This window comes from Cardinium endosymbiont of Philonthus spinipes (genome assembly GCF_964030745.1).
GTDB lineage: Bacteria > Bacteroidota > Bacteroidia > Cytophagales > Amoebophilaceae > Cardinium.
The window spans coordinates 289827-309199 of record NZ_OZ034918.1; the positions used below are offsets into that span (position 1 = coordinate 289827).

The 19373-nt window shown below is 39.4% G+C and carries 17 protein-coding genes and 2 tRNA genes; 11 read left to right on the forward strand and 8 right to left on the reverse strand.

The window, feature by feature from the left end; all coding sequences use genetic code 11:
• Positions 1–40: 40 nt before the first annotated feature.
• Positions 41–946, forward strand: a complete 906-nt coding sequence (era, locus tag AAHM81_RS01175) for a GTPase Era (RefSeq protein ID WP_342265536.1) — start codon at positions 41–43, stop codon at positions 944–946.
• A 63-nt stretch (positions 947–1009) separates the two neighbouring features.
• Here era and yidD read toward each other — a convergent pair whose 3' ends face one another.
• Entirely contained in the window at positions 1010–1264 is a 255-nt protein-coding gene (gene yidD / locus AAHM81_RS01180) for a membrane protein insertion efficiency factor YidD (RefSeq protein WP_342265537.1), read from the reverse strand.
• Positions 1265–1314: 50 nt separating this feature from the next.
• The gene (locus AAHM81_RS01185; protein ID WP_342265538.1) at positions 1315–1983 is read right to left on the reverse strand and encodes a hypothetical protein; all 669 of its coding nucleotides are present in this window, start codon (positions 1981–1983) and stop codon (positions 1315–1317) included.
• Positions 1984–2188: 205 nt separating this feature from the next.
• Here AAHM81_RS01185 and AAHM81_RS01190 point away from each other — a divergent pair.
• The 3 genes from AAHM81_RS01190 (at position 2189) to AAHM81_RS01200 (ending at position 4530) form a co-directional block, all read left to right on the forward strand.
• Positions 2189–2262, forward strand: a tRNA-Ile gene (locus AAHM81_RS01190).
• 45 nt (positions 2263–2307) lie between these two features.
• The gene (gene murI, locus AAHM81_RS01195; RefSeq protein WP_342265539.1) at positions 2308–3147 is read left to right on the forward strand and encodes a glutamate racemase; all 840 of its coding nucleotides are present in this window, start codon (positions 2308–2310) and stop codon (positions 3145–3147) included.
• Between the two features lie 141 nt (positions 3148–3288).
• Positions 3289–4530, forward strand: a complete 1242-nt coding sequence (locus tag AAHM81_RS01200) for an alpha/beta hydrolase (protein ID WP_342265540.1) — start codon at positions 3289–3291, stop codon at positions 4528–4530.
• On the opposite strand, the gene AAHM81_RS01205 is transcribed toward AAHM81_RS01200, so the two are convergent.
• Positions 4469–6175, reverse strand: a complete 1707-nt coding sequence (locus AAHM81_RS01205) for a M3 family oligoendopeptidase (RefSeq protein ID WP_342265541.1) — start codon at positions 6173–6175, stop codon at positions 4469–4471. The two genes, AAHM81_RS01200 and AAHM81_RS01205, sit on opposite strands and share 62 nt — an antisense overlap.
• Before the next feature lie 253 nt (positions 6176–6428).
• Here AAHM81_RS01205 and AAHM81_RS01210 point away from each other — a divergent pair, with 253 nt between their 5' ends.
• From AAHM81_RS01210 to ftsY, 5 genes are all read left to right on the forward strand, one after another.
• A complete protein-coding gene (locus AAHM81_RS01210; RefSeq protein WP_342265542.1) occupies positions 6429–7652 on the forward strand; it encodes an ankyrin repeat domain-containing protein in 1224 nt (407 codons plus the stop codon).
• A gap of 47 nt (positions 7653–7699) precedes the next feature.
• A complete protein-coding gene (gene rpmB, locus AAHM81_RS01215) occupies positions 7700–7957 on the forward strand; it encodes a 50S ribosomal protein L28 (protein WP_342265543.1) in 258 nt (85 codons plus the stop codon).
• Positions 7958–8146: 189 nt separating this feature from the next.
• Complete coding sequence (gene rpmG, locus AAHM81_RS01220) at positions 8147–8332, forward strand: 50S ribosomal protein L33 (RefSeq protein WP_342265544.1); 186 nt, start codon at positions 8147–8149, stop codon at positions 8330–8332.
• 9 nt (positions 8333–8341) lie between these two features.
• A complete protein-coding gene (locus tag AAHM81_RS01225; RefSeq protein ID WP_342265545.1) occupies positions 8342–8500 on the forward strand; it encodes a DUF4295 domain-containing protein in 159 nt (52 codons plus the stop codon).
• 99 nt (positions 8501–8599) lie between these two features.
• Positions 8600–9562: a signal recognition particle-docking protein FtsY gene (gene ftsY, locus AAHM81_RS01230; protein WP_342265546.1), complete on the forward strand. Its 963-nt coding sequence runs from the start codon at positions 8600–8602 to the stop codon at positions 9560–9562.
• 106 nt (positions 9563–9668) lie between these two features.
• On the opposite strand, the gene AAHM81_RS01235 is transcribed toward ftsY, so the two are convergent.
• The 5 genes from AAHM81_RS01235 to ftsA all read right to left on the reverse strand — a co-directional run bounded on the left by AAHM81_RS01235 (position 9669) and on the right by ftsA (position 18312).
• Positions 9669–11465 (reverse strand): hypothetical protein, encoded by a 1797-nt coding sequence (locus AAHM81_RS01235; protein WP_342265547.1) that lies wholly within the window; start codon positions 11463–11465, stop codon positions 9669–9671.
• 671 nt (positions 11466–12136) lie between these two features.
• Positions 12137–15256, reverse strand: a complete 3120-nt coding sequence (gene secA, locus AAHM81_RS01240; RefSeq protein ID WP_342265548.1) for a preprotein translocase subunit SecA — start codon at positions 15254–15256, stop codon at positions 12137–12139.
• A gap of 55 nt (positions 15257–15311) precedes the next feature.
• Positions 15312–15384: transfer RNA gene (locus tag AAHM81_RS01245), tRNA-Phe, on the reverse strand.
• Positions 15385–15528: 144 nt separating this feature from the next.
• Complete coding sequence (ftsZ, locus tag AAHM81_RS01250) at positions 15529–16950, reverse strand: cell division protein FtsZ (protein ID WP_342265549.1); 1422 nt, start codon at positions 16948–16950, stop codon at positions 15529–15531.
• Between the two features lie 57 nt (positions 16951–17007).
• On the reverse strand, positions 17008–18312 hold the full coding sequence (gene ftsA, locus AAHM81_RS01255; RefSeq protein WP_342265550.1) for a cell division protein FtsA: 1305 nt from the start codon (positions 18310–18312) through the stop codon (positions 17008–17010).
• Positions 18313–18812: 500 nt separating this feature from the next.
• Between ftsA and AAHM81_RS01260 the strand changes: the two genes are divergently transcribed.
• Positions 18813–19007 (forward strand): hypothetical protein, encoded by a 195-nt coding sequence (locus tag AAHM81_RS01260; RefSeq protein ID WP_342265551.1) that lies wholly within the window; start codon positions 18813–18815, stop codon positions 19005–19007.
• Complete coding sequence (locus AAHM81_RS01265) at positions 19004–19348, forward strand: hypothetical protein (RefSeq protein WP_342265552.1); 345 nt, start codon at positions 19004–19006, stop codon at positions 19346–19348. Before AAHM81_RS01260 ends, AAHM81_RS01265 begins: the two co-directional genes overlap by 4 nt.
• Positions 19349–19373 lie beyond the last annotated feature (25 nt).

Sequence of the window (19373 nt, forward strand, 5' to 3'; positions counted from 1 at the left end):
TTATATGTTTTTTTGTAACATTGCAAATATCTTAACACTTATGCATGAACCTCAAAACGATTATAGGTCTGGTTTTGTAGCCATTATTGGCAAACCCAATGCTGGAAAATCTACTTTAATGAACCTATTGGTAGGTGAACAGCTGGCTATTACCCATTCAAAAGCGCAAACAACACGCCATAAACTCCATGGCATTGTATCTGGAAAAAACTTTCAAATCATTTATATAGATACACCGGGCATTATTACACCTGCTTATCCCTTACAAAGCGCTATGATGGAAGCTGTAAAAGTTGCGCATGCAGATGCCGACCTCATCATCTGGCTCATAGATGTAAAAGACTTAGAGCAGCTTCCATCGTCTTATGCAAACCTCAGTAAAAAGCCAACCATACTGGTATTGAATAAAGTTGATTTAATCACAGCTAACCAGCTTAATGAAGTAGTGGCCTATTGGCTACATCATCACCCCGATGCAACCGTTCTACCAATCTCAGCTCTAAAAAATGAAAACATCGATCAACTCATACAACAAATTATTCAACAGCTGCCCAAACATCCTGCTTACTACCCAGAAGCAACCCTAACAGACAAATCAGAACGTTTTTTTGTGCAGGAAATCATACGTGAAAAAATCTTAGGCCAATACCATCAAGAAATACCCTATAGTGTAGAAGTAGTCATAGACTACTTTAAGGAAACGGAACATCTGATTAAAATTGGGTCCATTATACATGTAGAACGCGCAACGCAAAAAGGGATTATAATCGGCCAAAGAGGCGATGCGCTAAAAAAACTAGGAATAGATGCCAGGGAAGCATTAGAAAAGTTTTTTCGAAAAAAAATCTTTCTTGCACAACATGTCAAAGTCACCCCAAACTGGCGTAAAAATGGCTTATTACTAACAAGATTTGGCTATCCAGCCATGCCTAAAAAGCAGCATTAGTATGTTCACGTCACTGGTTAATGGAGATATGGGGACCAACCACAGACCTGTAAGATAGGCTACTCAAATCAATGGATCATACCCACTCCCGCCCCATGGATGGCAACGGAGCAGCCTGCGTAAGGTACGCAAGCTACCTTTGCAAATGCCATATTTGGCAAAAGCAGCTTTTGCATAGCAAGAACAGCTGGGTTGAAAACGGCACATAGGAACCAATAAAGGCGCTACGCAATGCTGATAAACCCCAATAAAAAAGCAACACAGTTGTCTAAGCAACTGGGGAAATAGTACCAACCATTTGTTGAAAAGTTGTTGCATAACGACAGATTCAGATGTAGGCCAAGCAATAGGTTGCGAAAGAGGTCTAATTATCCAGCAGTATGAATAAAGGTAAAGACCTTTTTCCCCTCTTTAACATAGCTGTTATGCGCCCTTACAGCTTCTCCAGATCTGAGGATTGTATAATCTTGAACTGCCCCCTTTTCTTTTTTATCCCTTAAAGCTTTTTTAAGAGATTCACTAACACCTAGGTTACCCTCTATTCCTGTAGCAATAATCAAGATTGCATCTTTACAATCGATAGGATCTACCGCCAACCACTCTTCTAAAAAAGATAAGGGTATGCCCCCTTTTTTATCATCAAAATTCCTATATTTCATGCCATCCCTCATGGTTTTCGGAAACACTTCCTCTGTCACGCTGCCATAAAAATTAGGTGTTAATACCAGGTAAGCTACCCCTGGCTTCATCTGTACAATATTATTTTTTTCACCTTTTAAATCAAAATCATCTGGATTAAAACATTTTTGCTGATCTGTAACATGAAAACGTAAAACCCCTAAACCACATTTTGTAATGAGACACTTATCTTTATCCAAGTTCTCCTCCGAATCATTAAGCACATGCCAGCCTGGATGAAAAGTACTGGGTTGTTCTTTTGCAGATTCAGAAGGGCAAGATCCCCCCAACAAGCACAATGGAAAAACAGCCATTAAAGCCTTCACCAAGGATGATAATAAGGATGTAGAATAGCGCATAAACAAAATTGCAATAGATAACGGTAAAAAAAAATGCAGTGCTAATCTAAAAAAAATAAGTCGAATAGAAAAATGATTGGTCACAATCATTTAAGTCCAAAAATAAAACAAAAGCCCCTGGTTTTTTAGAAAAAAAGACGTAGTATTGTGGAGTACCATTCACCTTATCGTTAGAATTGTCTTGTAGCGGTAGGTTTCCTAAAAAGGGCCCATAGCTCAGTCGGTTAGAGCATCTGACTCATAATCAGCAGGTCCCAGGTTCAAGTCCTGGTGGGCCCACATCAGTTTATCTTAATAGCCATCTTCTCTTTTTTTGGTCCCCATATGTACAAACATGCTCCGATTGCCATTTATGACAGTGGTATAGGTGGCTTGGCCATTACTAAGGTCATTAAAGCACTTTTACCAGAAGAGACAGTTCACTATATTGGAGATACCAAACATTTGCCTTATGGTGAAAAAAACGAAATGGAATTATCTGGTTATGTGACCAAAGTAGCAAATTTTTGCTTAAGTAAAGGGTATAAACTACTGGTGATCGCCTGTAACACTGCCACTGCTGCTGCAGCTCATTTTTTACCATCCTATCTTAAGGCCATGGGCACAGAAATTGGGATCATCAATGTGATTGATCCAGTAATCGCACATATCCATGCAGCCAACTGTTATAAGCAGATCGCCTTGATCGGCACAAACTATACAGTAGCCTCTGGCATCTATACAGAACGATTGCGCACAACAGGCATCACACTTACGACACTAGCCACTCCTCTGCTGGTTCCTATGGTAGAAGCTTGTTTCAATGGCAGCAAAATAAATCGTTCTTTACTAGACCATTATTTAAATCAAATCGCTGTCCCCCATTTAGATGCACTCATCCCAGCTTGCACACATTATCTATTTTTAAAAATAGCGTTAAAAAATTTTTTAAAGAAACGCTATGCAAAAGAGATTAAGGTGATAGACGCAGCAAAACTCACCGCACTAGCGGTCAAACAATGGCTCACCACACACAATCTTTTAAACCAGAAAGCAAGCAAGCCACGCGATTGTTTTATGGCAACTGCATTAACACCATCTTTTATCAATGCCTGTAAACAATTATTTGGGAAAACGCCTATAGCCATTAACCTAAATGGAGTAGATCTGTCATTAAGCATATAATTTCCTTATAATTGGAAAATATTTTGTGTTTATTTTACCGAAGTGGTAAAGATATAAATAGTATTTGGATGTGTTGGTGGAATCTAAGCGCAGCACAATCCAGCAGTATAACCAGCTGTAACAATTTTATAATACAATCAAATGTTTCAATCTAATATTACACTCTACATAACTATTTTTTTTTTCTCTATTATTGGTTGTAAGCGTGGTTGTCAAAGGCTCAGCGAAGCCCCTAAGCATGCTTCAGTTGCCAAGCAAGCTAGCATGGAACCAGCCGTATTTGTCTTATTCCATGGGCTAGGGTCAGAAGCCTCCTGTTTTAAGCACCTGGCAGCACAACTTAAGCAAGCTTTCCCTGATGCTTCTGTAGTTGCTTTGAAAAGTGTAGAAAGAGAGCAGACTGCCCTGCTCAGCATAACAGAGCAGGCCAACGAGAGCTGGAAGGAACTTATAACAAGCGTATCTGATCTAGAGAGCAGGCCGATTATACTAATCGGCCATAGCCAAGGTGGCCTGCGTGCTTATAAAATGTTTGAGAGATATAAAGAGGAATATGGAGATACATTACCAAACCCAATAGGGATTGTTACAATAGCTACGCCATGGGAAGGAGCAGATGTTCTTAACAAAGTTCAAGAATTAGCTCCACCATTTTTCGAAGCACCTGTTTTAGATGATATGCGCAAATTTTCGACTAGCCTTGGTCAGGATTCTGATTGGGCTGAAAAATATTTTGAATCTACCCTGGAGAAATACCAAGTTGCGGCGTTCAGTGATGGATGTAAAGATTTAACCCCAGGGAGTGATTTTTTAGGCTGGGTTAAAAATACCCTTCCTAATGCAAAAATTCCCATACTAGCTATAGGAGGAGAACAAAGTGATTTTAGAATTTTTCTACCTCAAAAAAGCAAAGATAATTTTAAAGCATTACGTAAAGCATGGACTGAGTTGATAACGGGAAAAACGCATCATAGCAACAAAAAAGAAAAAAAACATGATATGGTCGTTCGCCTTAGTAGTCAACTGGCATGGAATATCCCTCTTGACAGGAATAGCAACTTCACAGAAGTTTCTATTCCAGATGCGCTCCATGATGAAATTTTACCATTACCCCCTATATCACAGTCTAAAAATATACTCGTGCATCCGGTTATGATCCAAGAGGTTATAGCATTCTCTAACCAAGTATTATACGGAACGTCTAACCAAGCAACGAATAAACGAAAAAGAGCGGAAGAGATAGGTGACAAGCCACTAAAACAAAAAGATAGCGCAGGGTGCATGATTATGCACCCTGATTGGGAACCAACCAGCTATATCCCTATAGTGCAGCCCAAGCCTGGCGTACGCATTGTACCAGAGAGCGAATATGTGCTCTACTAAAATCAAAAGCAACACCAGCAGTTTGGTAAACCTTACGCATAGAAGCTGTATGCCCTAGCTTTAATGCATTTAAGTAGTCCTGCAATGCTTGTTTAGGATTTTCCAACGCATTTTTCCACACGCCAATGGCGCCAAGCTGCGCAATAGCATATTCGATATAGTAGAAAGGCACTTCAAAAAGATGGAGTTGTTTTTGCCATAAATGGTTTTTAACCAATTCATAATCAGTCCAATCGGTTATGCTGTCTGAAAAACTGCTAAAGATACGGTTCCAGTTTGCTGCCCGCTCTTCTAAGGTATGATCAGGATTTTCATAAACCCAATGCTGAAAGGCATCAATAGTAGCCATCCATGGCAAACAACTGATCACATGAATCAAATGATCTTTTTTGGCACGATTGAGCTCCTCTTGATTGGCAAAGAAAAGATCCCAATGGGGCATCGTAAGCAACTCCATAGACATAGAAGCCAGTTCTGCAATCTCTGATGGACAATGTTTAAAAGCATTTAGGCGCAAGCCATGCACTAAAAAAGAATGAACGGCATGGCCTCCTTCATGCAGCATGGTCAGTAGATCACCTAACGTAGCAGCGGCATTCATAAAAATGAAAGGAACCCCTGTCTCATCCAAAGGATAATTATACCCACCAGGTGCTTTTCCCTTACGGGAGGCCAAATCCAAATGGCCCATCTGTTCCATGGTACGCAAACAATCTGCCAAAAAAGGATCCAACCGATCAAATACCTTAATGGTTTTAGCAATCAACTCTGTTGGATCTCTAAAGGGTCGCAATGGCTTTCTGCCCTGTAGATCTACTGCGTGATCAAATGGTTGCAATCTAACCAATCCCAGTTGCTTTTTACGATCTGCTGCCAACTCATTGAGGAGCGGTACAATTTCTTCTCGAATGGCTGTATGAAAGGTAAAACAATCCGCCGGAGTATAATCAAACCGATTCATAGAGACAAAAGCATAGTCTCTAAAATTCTTAAAGCCAGCATTCAATGCCAATTGATGACGTTGCTGAATCAGGCTGGAGTAGAGTCCATTTAGTGCATCTTTATCTTGCAACCTGCGTTGCTGTACCTTATCATACACCTCTTTGCGAAAAACCCTATCGGTAGATTCTAAATGGGCTGCAGCTTGTTGCAAGGTACATTCTTTTCCACCTATCTCTACCACCATTGCAGCTGAAATTACACCAAATTTACTCGTATTCAACTGAATTTCAGTTTGAATAGGTATATTTTCTGTCCTGTAACAACGCAATTGATTTTCAATCTTGCGAAAAAAGATATCATATTGCGCTTCCTTACGCAAGGTATGGACCTCTTTTGCGGCTAAAACTTTTTGATGCAATTGATCTGTAACTGCTGCTACATGAGGCGCTATGTCGGTAATATAGTACTCATAACGATTTTTAGCCGCTACATCAACAGTATCACAAGAAGTGTGAATATAACGCCATCCAGCATCTTCTTCTAATACCCCCTCTAGTTCACTCCAGTCGGCTAAAAACCGTATTAAATCCTCCAATGAGGCAAGATCTCTATCCAGTAGATTGCTATAAAAAGGTTGAATGGAAGCCCAGTCTGTTACAGTATAATCTACTGGCAAAAAAGTACGCATATATTTTTGAATCATGTTAATATATTTTGCATCTAGAATATTTTAGGATAATAAACACCCCATTTGACTTGCTTATTATTTAATACCATACTATTTTATAGGTAGGTTATACTAAAATAGTAAAAGTAATTACACGAACCCATATAGTTACATATAATTCATGGACACAGTCTCCTACCTAACTAACAATAATAAATGCTGTCATATGCTGTATAGCATACTGCTAACTTTTATCTTTTCATGTAACCAGCCAAGTTTCGTATATCGTATGCTTCCTAAGATGGAAACCACCTCTAAATCTACACAAAAACAAATTAATTCTATAAGAAGGTTCGCAAAACCTATAGGAGAAACATATTCATTACATACAGCAGTATGTAAAACTGCAGTGAAGTGGGTTTTGGCAATACTAGCACAAGACAACCTGGCGCATGAAGGCAAAAAAGATGACCCTGACATGCAAGTTAACCGACGAGATAAACACGGTTATCTGCCCATTCATTGGGCGGTGAGCAAAAATTTCTCATCCACAACTGACAAAAAAGTCAAGGATAATATAAGCATATTGAAATTACTGTTACAGTATCCTAATAGCAACCAAGCATGTAGAGATGGTAAGACTGTCCTGCATTGGGCAGTATGGAGTAGGCACCTAAAAGCTGCAAGTATAATATTAAAATATTTTAAAAATTATAGAAAAAAATTCCTATACTTTCTCCAACAAAAAGATAACGATAGTTTTACAGCGCTGCATTATGCAGTGGATAGGGATGAAAAAGGGAACTATACTGAAACAGATCTTAAAATATTGCAGACACTATTGGAGTATAGTGGTGTACATATCGACACACAAGACAATAACGGCATGACTATTCTGCATTGGGCAGTAGCCAATAATAATCTAGAGGCTGTAAAAGCAATATTGAAGCATGCTAAAGCAACAATGCCATATGAAGATTATAAGGAGTTTGTACAAAAAAAAACTTTTATCAACCAACAACCCAAGGAAGGAAGTTGCCCTGCCATATATTGGGCCATAAGTACAGGATATGAAGAAGAAGAAGAAGAAGAAGATATACAAGTTTTTCGTACAACGAGTTTAAAAATATTCAATTTACTACTGCATACAGTGCCAATACATGATGCATACGGCATTAACTACCAAGATCACCAGGGGTATACCATGGCACACTGGGCAGTTGTGCAAGGTCGTGATGATATATTGCAGGTACTCATTAAACATAACGCTGATCTCAGTTTAAAGGATAACAAAGGGTATACAATTTCGAAGACACTGACGCAAGCAATAGCTGCAGCCTATAACCAAAAAAAATGGCGTCTCATAGAGCATCTTACTAAGAGGGATGATAGTATACTCAATCAGTTATCAAGTTTAGCATCATCAAAGAAAGGGGAGCAAAGTAATAAAAGACCTAGTTCAGAAAAAGAACGTCCTTTTAAGAAAAGGTTACATCTAGAACAATTTGAATAATCCTTTCGTTACCCTATATTTGTAAGTATTTTAAACCGTATAGAAGAATGGCAAGAATTTGTGATATAACGGGCAAAAAGCCCATTGTAGGGAACAATGTATCCCATGCAAATAACAAAACCAAAAGATGGTTTTATCCAAATTTGCAAAAGAAACGTTTTTATATTCCAGAAGAGGATATTTGGATTCCATTGAAGGTTTGTACTTCTATTATTCGAACGATCAATAAGAAAGGGATTCATTCGGTGTTAAAAGAGGCCAAACAAAAAGGAACATTGTCCAAGAAATATCAATGGTTGGTCTAAATGGTAATCACTAGCCTTCTTTCGAAATACTAACGGCTACTGGAAATTTACAGGTCGAGCGGGTGCTTAAAGCCTAACATACATTTAGTACGTTGCGGTTTTGCGCTCCGTTTCTCCTACAAATTCCTCAGTATAAGCGCCGTTTCAAAAGAAGGTTACTTGAAACTTCACAAAAAGTAGTACAGCAAAATGGCAAAGAAAAAAGGGGGTAGGGTTCAAGTGATCTTAGAGTGTACAGAGCATAAAAGCAGCGGAATAGCTGGCACATCTAGGTATTGTACAGAAAAGAATAGAACAACTACTACTGCAAGAATGGAATTAAAAAAGTATAATCCTATACTCAAACGTCACACCGTTCATAAAGAAATTAAATAATTACTCATCATGGCAAAGAAAGTAGTAGCAACCCTTGCCAAAGGGGATGCGGTTAGGTTAACTAAGTTGATTCAAGCAAAGAAATCACCTAAAACAGGAGCGTATACCTTTCGCAGTAGAATCGTTCCGTCCGAAGTAATAAAAGAGGTGTTATCTAGTAAAGTATAGTGGTTTCCTATCGCCTTTTTTAACTTTAATAGCTCTTATGATGCATAAGCGGGCCAACCATCTATAGCGCTACATAGGTAGCAAAACAAGTGACTTGCTATGGGTATTTTTGATTTTTTTTCTAAGCCAACCAAACCTAAAACGCATTTAGCAGAAGAACTTTCTAAAACGCGTCAGTCTTTTTGGGGAAAGCTCTCTAAAATTGTCGCCGGAAAATCTACTGTTGATAGTGATGTGCTAGATAGGCTGGAAGAATTATTGATTGGTTCAGATGTTGGCGTATCTACAGCGCTTAAGATTATAGGGGCTATAGAGCAACGTGTGGCGCGAGATAAATACCTTACCACGGGTGAACTAGACCAAATTTTACAGTCTGAAACGGAGCAACTCTTGCATATTGCCCCTACACCAACTAAAGATACGCAGGGAGTCGCACCACCCACTCGTCCCCATGTCATACTGGTAGTAGGTGTAAATGGTGTGGGTAAAACAACTACTATTGGCAAACTGGCGGCACAATTTATTGGTCAAGGCAAAACAGTTATATTGGGTGCTGCAGATACTTTTCGTGCAGCGGCGGTAGAACAGCTTACCATTTGGGGAAACCGTATAGGGGCATCGGTAGTAGCACGAGCAATGCAATCAGACCCTTCCTCCGTTGCACATGAAGCAGTACAACAAAGTTTGCGCAACAATACAGATGTAGTCATCATAGACACAGCTGGCCGCTTGCATACCAAAGTACACCTGATCAATGAACTAGCTAAAATTAAACGAACCATTCAAAAATGTCTTCCTGGTGCCCCCCAAGAAGTATTATTGGTGTTGGATGGTACAAATGGACAAAATGCCTTTCTTCAAGCAGAAGCTTTCACAGCTGCTGTAGCGGTAACTGGAATCGTTGTCACCAAGCTAGATGGGACCTCTAAAGGCGGTATGGTGCTGGGCATAGCAGATCAGTTTTCCATTCCCATTAAGTATATTGGTGTAGGCGAAAAAGTGGAAGACTTAAAGCCTTTTGATCCCCATGCCTTTATTGCTTCTTTATTTCAGAAGTGGTAAGGGTTCGATAAAAAGTCCGGACCGATAGTAAATAGCTGAACCGATGTGTTTTTCTGTAGTAGTCGTTATTTATATCAACACAAATTAACAAATGTCAGATTAAATATCAACTACTACATAATATTTCAAGTTTAGATAAGCTCTCTTTATTGGTTAGCTTATTGATTAACTGTGCAAATGCTTCTACGGATTTGTTACCAGAGCTACTTACCATACTGGATAGATTGCTTGGTTCAAAGCCTAATGCTTTTAACTTTTTAAGATTGGTCAGAGTTTCCGGATTGGTTAGCTTATTGATTAACGCTTCAAACGCTTCAGCGGATTTGCTACCAGCGACATGTACCATACTGGATAGATTGCTTACTTCAAAGCCTAATGCTTTTAATTTTTCAAGCTTGTCCAGGTTTTCCGGATTGGTTAGCTTATTGATTAACGCTTCAAACGCTTCAGCACATTTATAACTAGATCTATGTACCATACTGGATAGATTGCTTACTTCAAAGCCTAATGCTTTTAATTTTTCAAGCTTGTCCAGGTTTTCCGGATTGGTTAGCTTATTGATTAACGCTTCAAATGCTTCAGCGGATTTATGACCAGATCCACTTACCATACTGGATAGATTGCTTGCCTCAAAGCCTAATTCTTTTAACATTTCAAGCTTGGTCAGCATATTCTGATCGGTTAGCGTATTGATTAACGCTTCAAATGCTTCAGCGGATTTATGACCAGCGCCACTTAGCATACTGGATAGATTGCTTGGTTCAAAGCCTAATGCTTTTAACTTTTTAAGCTTTTCCCAATTTTCCGGATTGGTTAGCGTATTGATTAACGCTTCAAATGCTTCAGCGGATTTATGACCAGATCCACTTACCATACTGGATAGATTACTCGCTTTAAAGCCTAATTCTTTTAACTTTTTAAGCTTTTCCCGATTTTTCGGATTGGTTAACTTATTGAGTAACGCTTCAAATACTTCAGGGGATTTATGACGAGAGCCACTTACCATACTGGATAGATTGCTTACTTCAAACCCTAGTTCTTTTAATTTTTTAAGATTGCCCAGCAGATTCTGATCGGTTAGCTTATTGATGAACGCTTCAAATACTTCAGGAGATTTATGACCAGAGCTACTTACCATACTGGATAGATTGCTCAGCTTAATATCATGTTGCAATATCTTCTGTAGTTTAGGTGTTAGTGCATACCCGGACGGCTCACATTTTACCAAAACTTTATTCAGTAAATCGCCATAGCGTTCTAGATCCGTGCATCTTGGCCATATACTACTGGTGAACGTAGAGGGCACCTTCAATTTACGCAAAGCAACAAGTTGGGCTATTATTTTTTTACATAATTGGCTATTTGGCGCATTATTTATTTTTAGTTTTAACCATTTAAAAAATTTTGTATTGGGCAAACTGTCTAACCACTCTTTTGTATCCTTGTCTGGAGTACTATGGAGGCTAGTATCATTGTTGATTGTATGTTTTGATTTGTTTTTTATTGTACTGTTTTGAGTAGATATATTGTTATTTTTATTCAAATTAGCTGGAGCAACCACCTCCGTACCAGTAGCGGTAACGTGACTATTGCGTATGCTTGATGATATTTGAACAGTTGCATTTTTTTTATTGAGGATTAGATTAGGCGATAGTGGATGCTCAGATGTTTTCCTTTTTTTATTTTGGCTTGATCCCTCTTCGTCCGGAGAAAAATCTTGTAGCGCTACTCTAGCTCGTTTGCCAGCAGGGAGATTTGATGCTGCCTTATTGCTTATTTGCTGATCCAATATATAACTTGTTCGGAATATGTGTAAAGTCTTTTTTGTTTGATTTCCAGTGCAAGAAAAAATAAAAACTAAGGAAAATTTATATAATATCCAAAATAGTACGATTAAGGTCATGGGTATGTAAAATGACGAAATGTGTTGTTGTATTGTTAAAAAATTAATATATACAAGGTTTTTGAATTATACAATAGGATTCTTGCAGACTAAAATAGAAAATAGGGGGAGGAAGGGTGGTTTTACTATGCTTTCATTGACAAAAAACTTGATCTGACACAGAAAACATTTAAAGAAGCAATTAAATTAGCTAAAAACCAAAGGAGGGAATTAGGTCAAAAACAGGGTGAAAAAATAGACATCCAAATAGGAGAGGAGAAAAGAAACATGGAGATAGCTAAGCTGTGAAGTTTCAACAGAAACGCTACAAAAAGCAAATATCCATTCATCATTATGGCTACATTTTTCTGAAAAAGCAAATGGCTAACCCATTTCCAGCCCCTTATCTCCTTCGATAAAAAATGGCGCTCTAGTAGACCTCTTGCAAAACCTACTTTGTGATGAGCAATTTTTAGGAGAAGTGTAGTCGAGCACCGCAGAATACTTAATGTATTTGAGGAGCATAGACAAGCTTCGACACCAAAATTGCCATTAGAAATAGGTTTTGCAAGAGGTCTACTAGAGCGCCATTTTTTATCGAAGGAGATAAGGGGACCAGCCAGAGGCGTGAATAGATACTTATAATTCGCTAAAAAACATAGCACCCAGGTGTTAGTCTTTTACTAGAGCGCCTACCCTTCTTTACCTGACTCCTCTTTCGTATAGGACTTTAATGGCAATTGTACATAAAGCGGTGCATGGAACAAGAAAGAAATAATTTCTTGACTTACAGTAGCCATAAATTTTCTAAACAGGTAGTAAGCTTCAAACTTAAAAGTGATAATAGGGTCTTGCCTTTCATAAACGGCATTCTGGACCGATTGTTTTAAATCATCCATAGCCCGCAAATGGCTTTTCCAATGTTGATCAATCACATGCAGCACAACCATACATTCTAAATTCTTAACCAGTGCCCTTCCACCAGAATCGATAAAAGCAGCAGGGTAAGCAGTAGCCCTAATATACATTTTACCATCAAAAAAGGGAGCCTCTACGCTGTCATTACTGCCTACAACAGATTCCTTGAAATAGGAAAATAATAGCTCCTGCAATGTTGTAACACGCTCGTAATATAGTTTTGCCAGTCGCTGATAGATATCCTCTATAAGCACTTCTTTTTTCTTGCCTGCAAAAAATGATTCCGAAAAGCCATCTGAAATGCCAAATACAGCAAAAAAAATGGGATTGAGGCAACTTGCTTCTAGTTTGTTGTCTTCATGCTCTATAATGTTGGTTACAGTATCGTAAAGCATATTCATAATATCCACTTCAACACCTTGGCCCAATAAAGCATGGTTTCTACGCTTATAAACCGCACTGCGATGGGTACCCATTTCACGGTCATACTCCAACAAACGCTTGCGCATAGCAAAGTTATTCTGTTCTACTTTCTTTTGTGCCCTTTCAATAGACCTACTCACCATGCTATGCTGAATAACCTCTCCCTCTTCTAAACCAATTCTATCCATTACAGCCGCAATCCTATCTGACCCAAAAAGACGCATTAAACTATCTTCTAATGAAAGAAAAAATTGAGAAGAACCTGGATCACCTTGTCGCCCAGAACGGCCACGCAACTGCCTATCAACACGCCTGGATTCATGCCGTTCTGTACCAATAATGGCCAGCCCACCCGCTGCTTTTGAATCTTGGCTCAATTTAATATCTGTGCCACGACCTGCCATATTGGTGGCAATGGTAACCGTACCAGCCACACCAGCTTGTGCTACGATTTCTGCCTCTTTTTGATGATGCTTGGCATTTAAAATTTGATGGGGAATTTTACGAAAAGCAAGCATTTTGCTAACCAATTCAGATATCTCCACAGAAGTAGTACCCACTAAAACTGGCCTTCCTTGACCCGATAAGGTGATAATTTCTTCAATGATGGCATTAAACTTTTCTCGTACTGTTTTGTAGATTTTGTCTTCTCTATCCTCCCGCAACAAGGGCCTATGGGTTGGAACAGGTACTACTGCAAGCCCATAAATATCCCAAAATTCTTCTGCATCGGTTTCCGCTGTACCAGTCATACCGGCCAGCTTATCATACATATGGAAATAGCTTTGAAGGGTAATAGAGGCATAGGTCTGAGAAGGTTTTTCAATTTTAACACCCTCCTTTGCCTCCAAGGCCTGATGGAGTCCATCTGAATATCTACGCCCATCTAATACCCGACCGGTTTGCTCATCTACAATTTTTACCTTACCCTTGGAGACAATATAGGCTACATCTTTTTCAAATAGTGCATATGCTTTTAACAGCTGATGTAGGGCATGGATACGTTGTGCTTTTACCTTATAGGTTTGCTGAAAATAAGAACGCTTCGCAAGGCTTTCTTCATGGGTCAACGTAGTATCATTCTCAATAGCTGCAATATGGGCTGCGACATCTGGTAATACAAAGAAAGAAGGATCCTTCTCCTGCTCTGTTAAATAGGTAAGTCCTTTTTCAGTGATCTCAACATTGTTGTGCCGTTCATCAATGGAAAAGAAAAGGGGCTGGTCTGCTTCCGGCATCATCTTAGCATTCTCCTGAATGTAATAAGATTCTACATTATCTAAGATCTGACGCATCCCTTTTTCACTAAGGAATTTAATCAAAGGCTTGTATTTAGGCAATCCTCTATAAGCACGAAACAGCGCTAACCCTCCTTCTTCTATATTGCCTTCCTTTATTTTTTGCTTTGCTTCCTGTAACAGCTTAATCACCAGTTCCTTTTGTAGAGCATAAAGGTGTGCAATCTTAGGGGCCAACTCTTTATAGATATGCTCATCACTCTCTTCTACGGGACCTGAGATAATAAGTGGTGTTCTAGCATCATCAATAAGCACAGAATCCACTTCATCTACAATAGCAAAATAGTGCTTACGCTGCACCAAATCACTGGCATCTGTTACCATATTATCCCTAAGATAATCAAACCCAAACTCATTATTGGTCCCAAATATAATATCTGCTTCATAGGCACGTTGGCGCTCAATGGAATAGGCAGCATAGCTATCTATACAGTCCACCGTGAAACCGTGAAATTCAAAGATAGGTGCCATCCATTCTGCGTCTCTCTTAGCCAAATAGTCGTTTACAGTTACCACATGGACACCTTCATTGCTTAATGCATTTAAAAAAGCAGCTAGGGTGGTAATCAGGGTTTTACCCTCTCCAGTGGCCATTTCAGCTATTTTACCTTGATGTAGGACCATCCCCCCTATCAGTTGCACATCATAATGCACCATTTCCCAAACCACCATATGCTCACTGACTTGCCATTGATTTTGCCAAATGGCTTGATCTCCAGCTATGGTCACATAAGACTTACGTGCAGCAATGGCTCGATCATGGTCATTGACAGCAACGCTTAACTGGCTATGATCCCTAAAACGGCGAGCGGTTTCCTTAACAATGGCAAAAACACGAGTCAATACGCGATCTAAAATGGTTGCCAGCGCTGCTTTGTGTTGTTTTTTTAATTGTTCTAGCCGCTTATATCCGTCTAATCTGGCGTTTGTAGCCACTAGACCAGCTGGCTGTTCATCCGCTGATCTAGTGAGGCCTTCGATTTCAGATGCAATAGGCTGTAAATGTGCAGCGATCTCTTGGCGAACAGCCGTGACCTCTGCACGCAACTGATCATGTGAAAGAGGGGCCAACAGCTGATAAATTTGGTTGATTTCAGATACTTTTTGATTGTAAAAACGGCGTTGTTGCTCTTTCTTTGAAGTAAAAAGTTTAGAAAAAAGTCGATCAAGCATCTTTATATGGGTGAAAAAGCGAGTTTTGAAAAAAAGTCTAGCGTAAGGTATAAGGTGGTGATGAGAGGACTCGAACCTCCGGCCCACGGATTTTCAGTCCGATGCTCTACCGACTGAGCTACATCACCAACATAATTAAGGGATAGGCAATTTAAGCATTTTAAAAAACTTATACAAATGGGTATTGTATCTTACTTTTTCCTTGATCGAAAAGTAAGCCAAAAATGAAGCCCTGATGCAAACAGCTGCTGGAATCGTACCGTTTTACCACCTCAATCATCCTTTTGTAAAGGAGCATCATCTAACCGATAGCGTACCCATTTTTTTTGTGTTTCTGTATCTACAGCATCAAGTGACACCTTTTTGCGTAGATAAGCAGGTATTTCTAATTGTTCTTTTACATAGCGGTCATCCCAGCTTCTGGATGGACTACCTTGTTTGGAATGGATAGTAGCTGCATGACCATATGGATAACTTTTTTCCAGTGCTATTTCCTGAGACGCACCAAAAGGCAAAGGCAACTGTACGGGAGCTTCTTCCGCTTCACTAACTTCTTTGGCTCTTTTTTTAGGTGACTGTAAAGCTACCTCCATTACTGGCTTTTCCGTTGACGCCTGCGAGAGCTGCTGATTGACTTCCGGATGATAGGGTATTTGCGTACCAAGGTGCATAACATGCTGTTTTGAATAGTCAAAAATACCATGATTATCTGCCTCTTCCTCCCTATTAAATCCAGTAGCAATAACCGTAACCCGAATGCGTTCTGACATTTCTGGATCAGAGCCATGGCCAAAAATCACCTCAGCATCATTGCCAGTTTGCTCCTGTATATAATTAGTAATAATGGTTAACTCATCCATTTGTAATTCAGCTGCTTGGCCGGAAACAATAGATAAGAGTATTTTCTTTGCACCACGGATATCTGTATAGTCCAATAAAGGAGAAGCAAGTGCTGTTTCAGCAGCCTGTAAGGCCCTACCTTCACCCTCTGCTTCACCAGAACCCATAACCGCTGCACCTGCGTTTTTCATTACCGTTTTGACATCTTCAAAATCCACATTTACATAACCAGGTACCGTAATAATCTCGGCAATGCTTTTAGCAGCAGTGGTCAACACATTATCTGCTTCTCGAAAAGCTTCACTGATAGAAAGCCCACCTAATATGGTCTGGATTTTATCATTTAAAATAATCAGAACGGTATCACAATGTTTCCGCAATTCATTAATACCTTCTTGAGCTTGCAAATGCTTTTTTTTACCTTCAAAAGAAAAGGGGAGGGTGACAATGCCAACCGTCAGGATACCTTGCTTACGGGCAATACTAGCAATTACAGGAGCAGCGCCTGTACCGGTTCCACCACCCATACCAGCGGTAACAAAAAGCATTTTTGTATCATCATCCAACAATTCTCGAATGCTCTCTTTGCTTTCTAATGCAGCATTACGCCCCACCTCCGGATTGGCACCAGCGCCTAGCCCACTTGTAAGGGCCTCGCCAATTTGTAGCTTAATAGGTATAGGGCTACTTTGTAATGCTTGAACGTCTGTATTGCAAACAATAAAGGAAACATCTTTAATGCCACGCTTATACATGTTATTTACTGCATTGCTGCCACCACCGCCTACCCCTATTACTCTGATAATAGATTTATGGTGAAGGGGTAGATCAAATTTATAGGTAATATCCTTCATAACTTACAGAATAGCGCTGATGAAAAAAATGGCTGAACCAATAGCATCGCTTAGCCATTAATGATCATCATAATCATCTACTAAAAAGGCTTTCGTTTTGGTAATCATACGTGCAAAAGAAAAACTACCTTTTTTTGTTTTTTTAATATTTTTCTTCGCAAAATTTAAATCAGCAGATTGCGCTGCTCTATAGTATGCTTCTCGATAATCTAATGTTTTAAATCCAGCTAAAGTTAGCCCAACAGCCGTTGCATAGCCAGGATTACAAAGCTGTTTACGACTACCCTCTTCTAGATATTCATCTGGAAAACCTAAACGGGTGTCCAAACCAGTAACCTGCTCAAGCATAGAAGCCATGCCTGGTAAATTAGCACTTCCACCTGTTAGCACAATGCCAGCAACTAGTTTCTCATAAAAACCAGAACGTAAAATTTCTTCATGTATAAAGGTTACTATTTCTTCCACACGTGCCTGTATAATTTTAGCTAAGTTACTGGTAACCACCTCTTTAGGCATACGATTGCGCAACCCTGGAATCGTGACTACCGCTTGAGTAGCCAAGGCACTAGGCTCGATACTGCCAAATTTTACTTTTAATAGCTCTGCTTGCCGTTCCATAACCATACAACTTTGTTGTATATCTGAGGTAATCATATGCCCTCCAAGTGGAATGGTAGCAGTATAGCGAATAATGGCATCACAAAATACCACTAAGTTAATCATACTGCTACCAAAGTCTATCAAACAAACACCTGCCTCCTTTTCCTCATCACTCAATATGGCCAAACTGGCTGCTAAGGCAGAAGCCATAACCATTTCTGCCTCTACACCAGCTTTTTTAATACATTTATGTATATTTTGAATGGCATGTGTTTTAGCAGTAATGATATGAAAGTTTGCATCTAGTTTCACCCCTGACATACCTACTGGATCTTGGGTTACGATCTCATAATCTATGGTATATTCCTGTGGCATGGCATGCACAATTTCTGTACCCAAAGGAGTTACAATGCGATACATATCCCGGGTAAGCTTTTTGATATCTTCCACCGTAATCTCTTCCTCGACCGTATCCCTAGTAATGCTACCATGGTGGCAAGAACCTGTTACATGCTTTCCTGCAACATTTACATTGACAATATTGATATTGATACCGGAATCTTCCTCAGCAGCTTGTAGGGCTTGCTTGATAGCAATAGCTGCTTTATCAATGTTAACAATCATACCACGTACTACCCCGTCTGCAGCAGCGCTGCCGATACCTAAAACCTCAAGTTTGTTGGCATCATACTGACTCTGTGCCCCTATAACTACACAAATTTTACTGGTACCTATGTCAAGACTAGCGATAATTTCTGACATGCTTAAAAGGATATATGATGATAACACTACGCTAAAAGAGCAGGCGCATACAATCGAACTTTAATGCCTCAACCAACCCTATACTAGCCCCCTTTCAAAACTTGATTGCTAATGGCTAATGTTAAGCACAACAATTTATTAATTTTATCTAAAATAAACTAAAACGACAGGATCTACGCTAGATTATAAAAGCGATAAAACCACTAAAATATGAGTATATATTTACTAATAATCAGCTAGTTATACAAACTAAATCAAAAGCTGATGCAAACAGCAGACCTTCTGCAAAAGCTATTTATGATCAGCAATTTTTAGGAGCAGTGCAGTCGAGCACCGCAGCATACTAGATGTATTTGAGGAGCATAGACAAACTTCGAGACCCAAATTGCCATTAGCAATAGGTTTTGCAGAAGGTCTAGTTTTGGAACGGTTTATAACAGCCATTCCTTTTCGTATTGTACAAATGCAAAAAATTATGTAGTATAAATTATGAGCATGAGTTGTTGCTTTTGAGCATGGAGTTGTTGCTTTCTTTTTTGAGTTGGGCTGATAAGCATCTAACAATTGCTTCACGCATGCACAATATCGTGCATGGATTAGATCAAATGGGGAAAAGTACAATAGACTATAAACATGGTCTAATGGGCTATTTCCTAAGTAGAGATAACGTAAATCTAAAACGAATCATATCATGAACAAGACACACAGACTACCAAAACATATTAGCCATGTTATAGCATGGTATATAATAGCTACCATAACAGGGTCATCTTTTATGACTGCTTGCAACAATAGCAGCCATGGTATGGATCCTGAGCCAGTAGTAGGCCCAAAGCAGCAAGAAGCTGAGCAAACAGATGTTACATGCTCTATTGATGTAATGTCAACACAGCAAGTAGATGCGCAGCAAGCAGTTCAAATAATAGAACAAACAGAAGAGGTACAAACAACCGTCCCTCCGCTACCCCCTAAAGTTCAAAAAAAGCAAGACATACCAAAAGAAATTTTGCAAGCAGGGGATTCTGGGTGCGAATAAGGAAAGGCGTCGGATAAAACTCAAG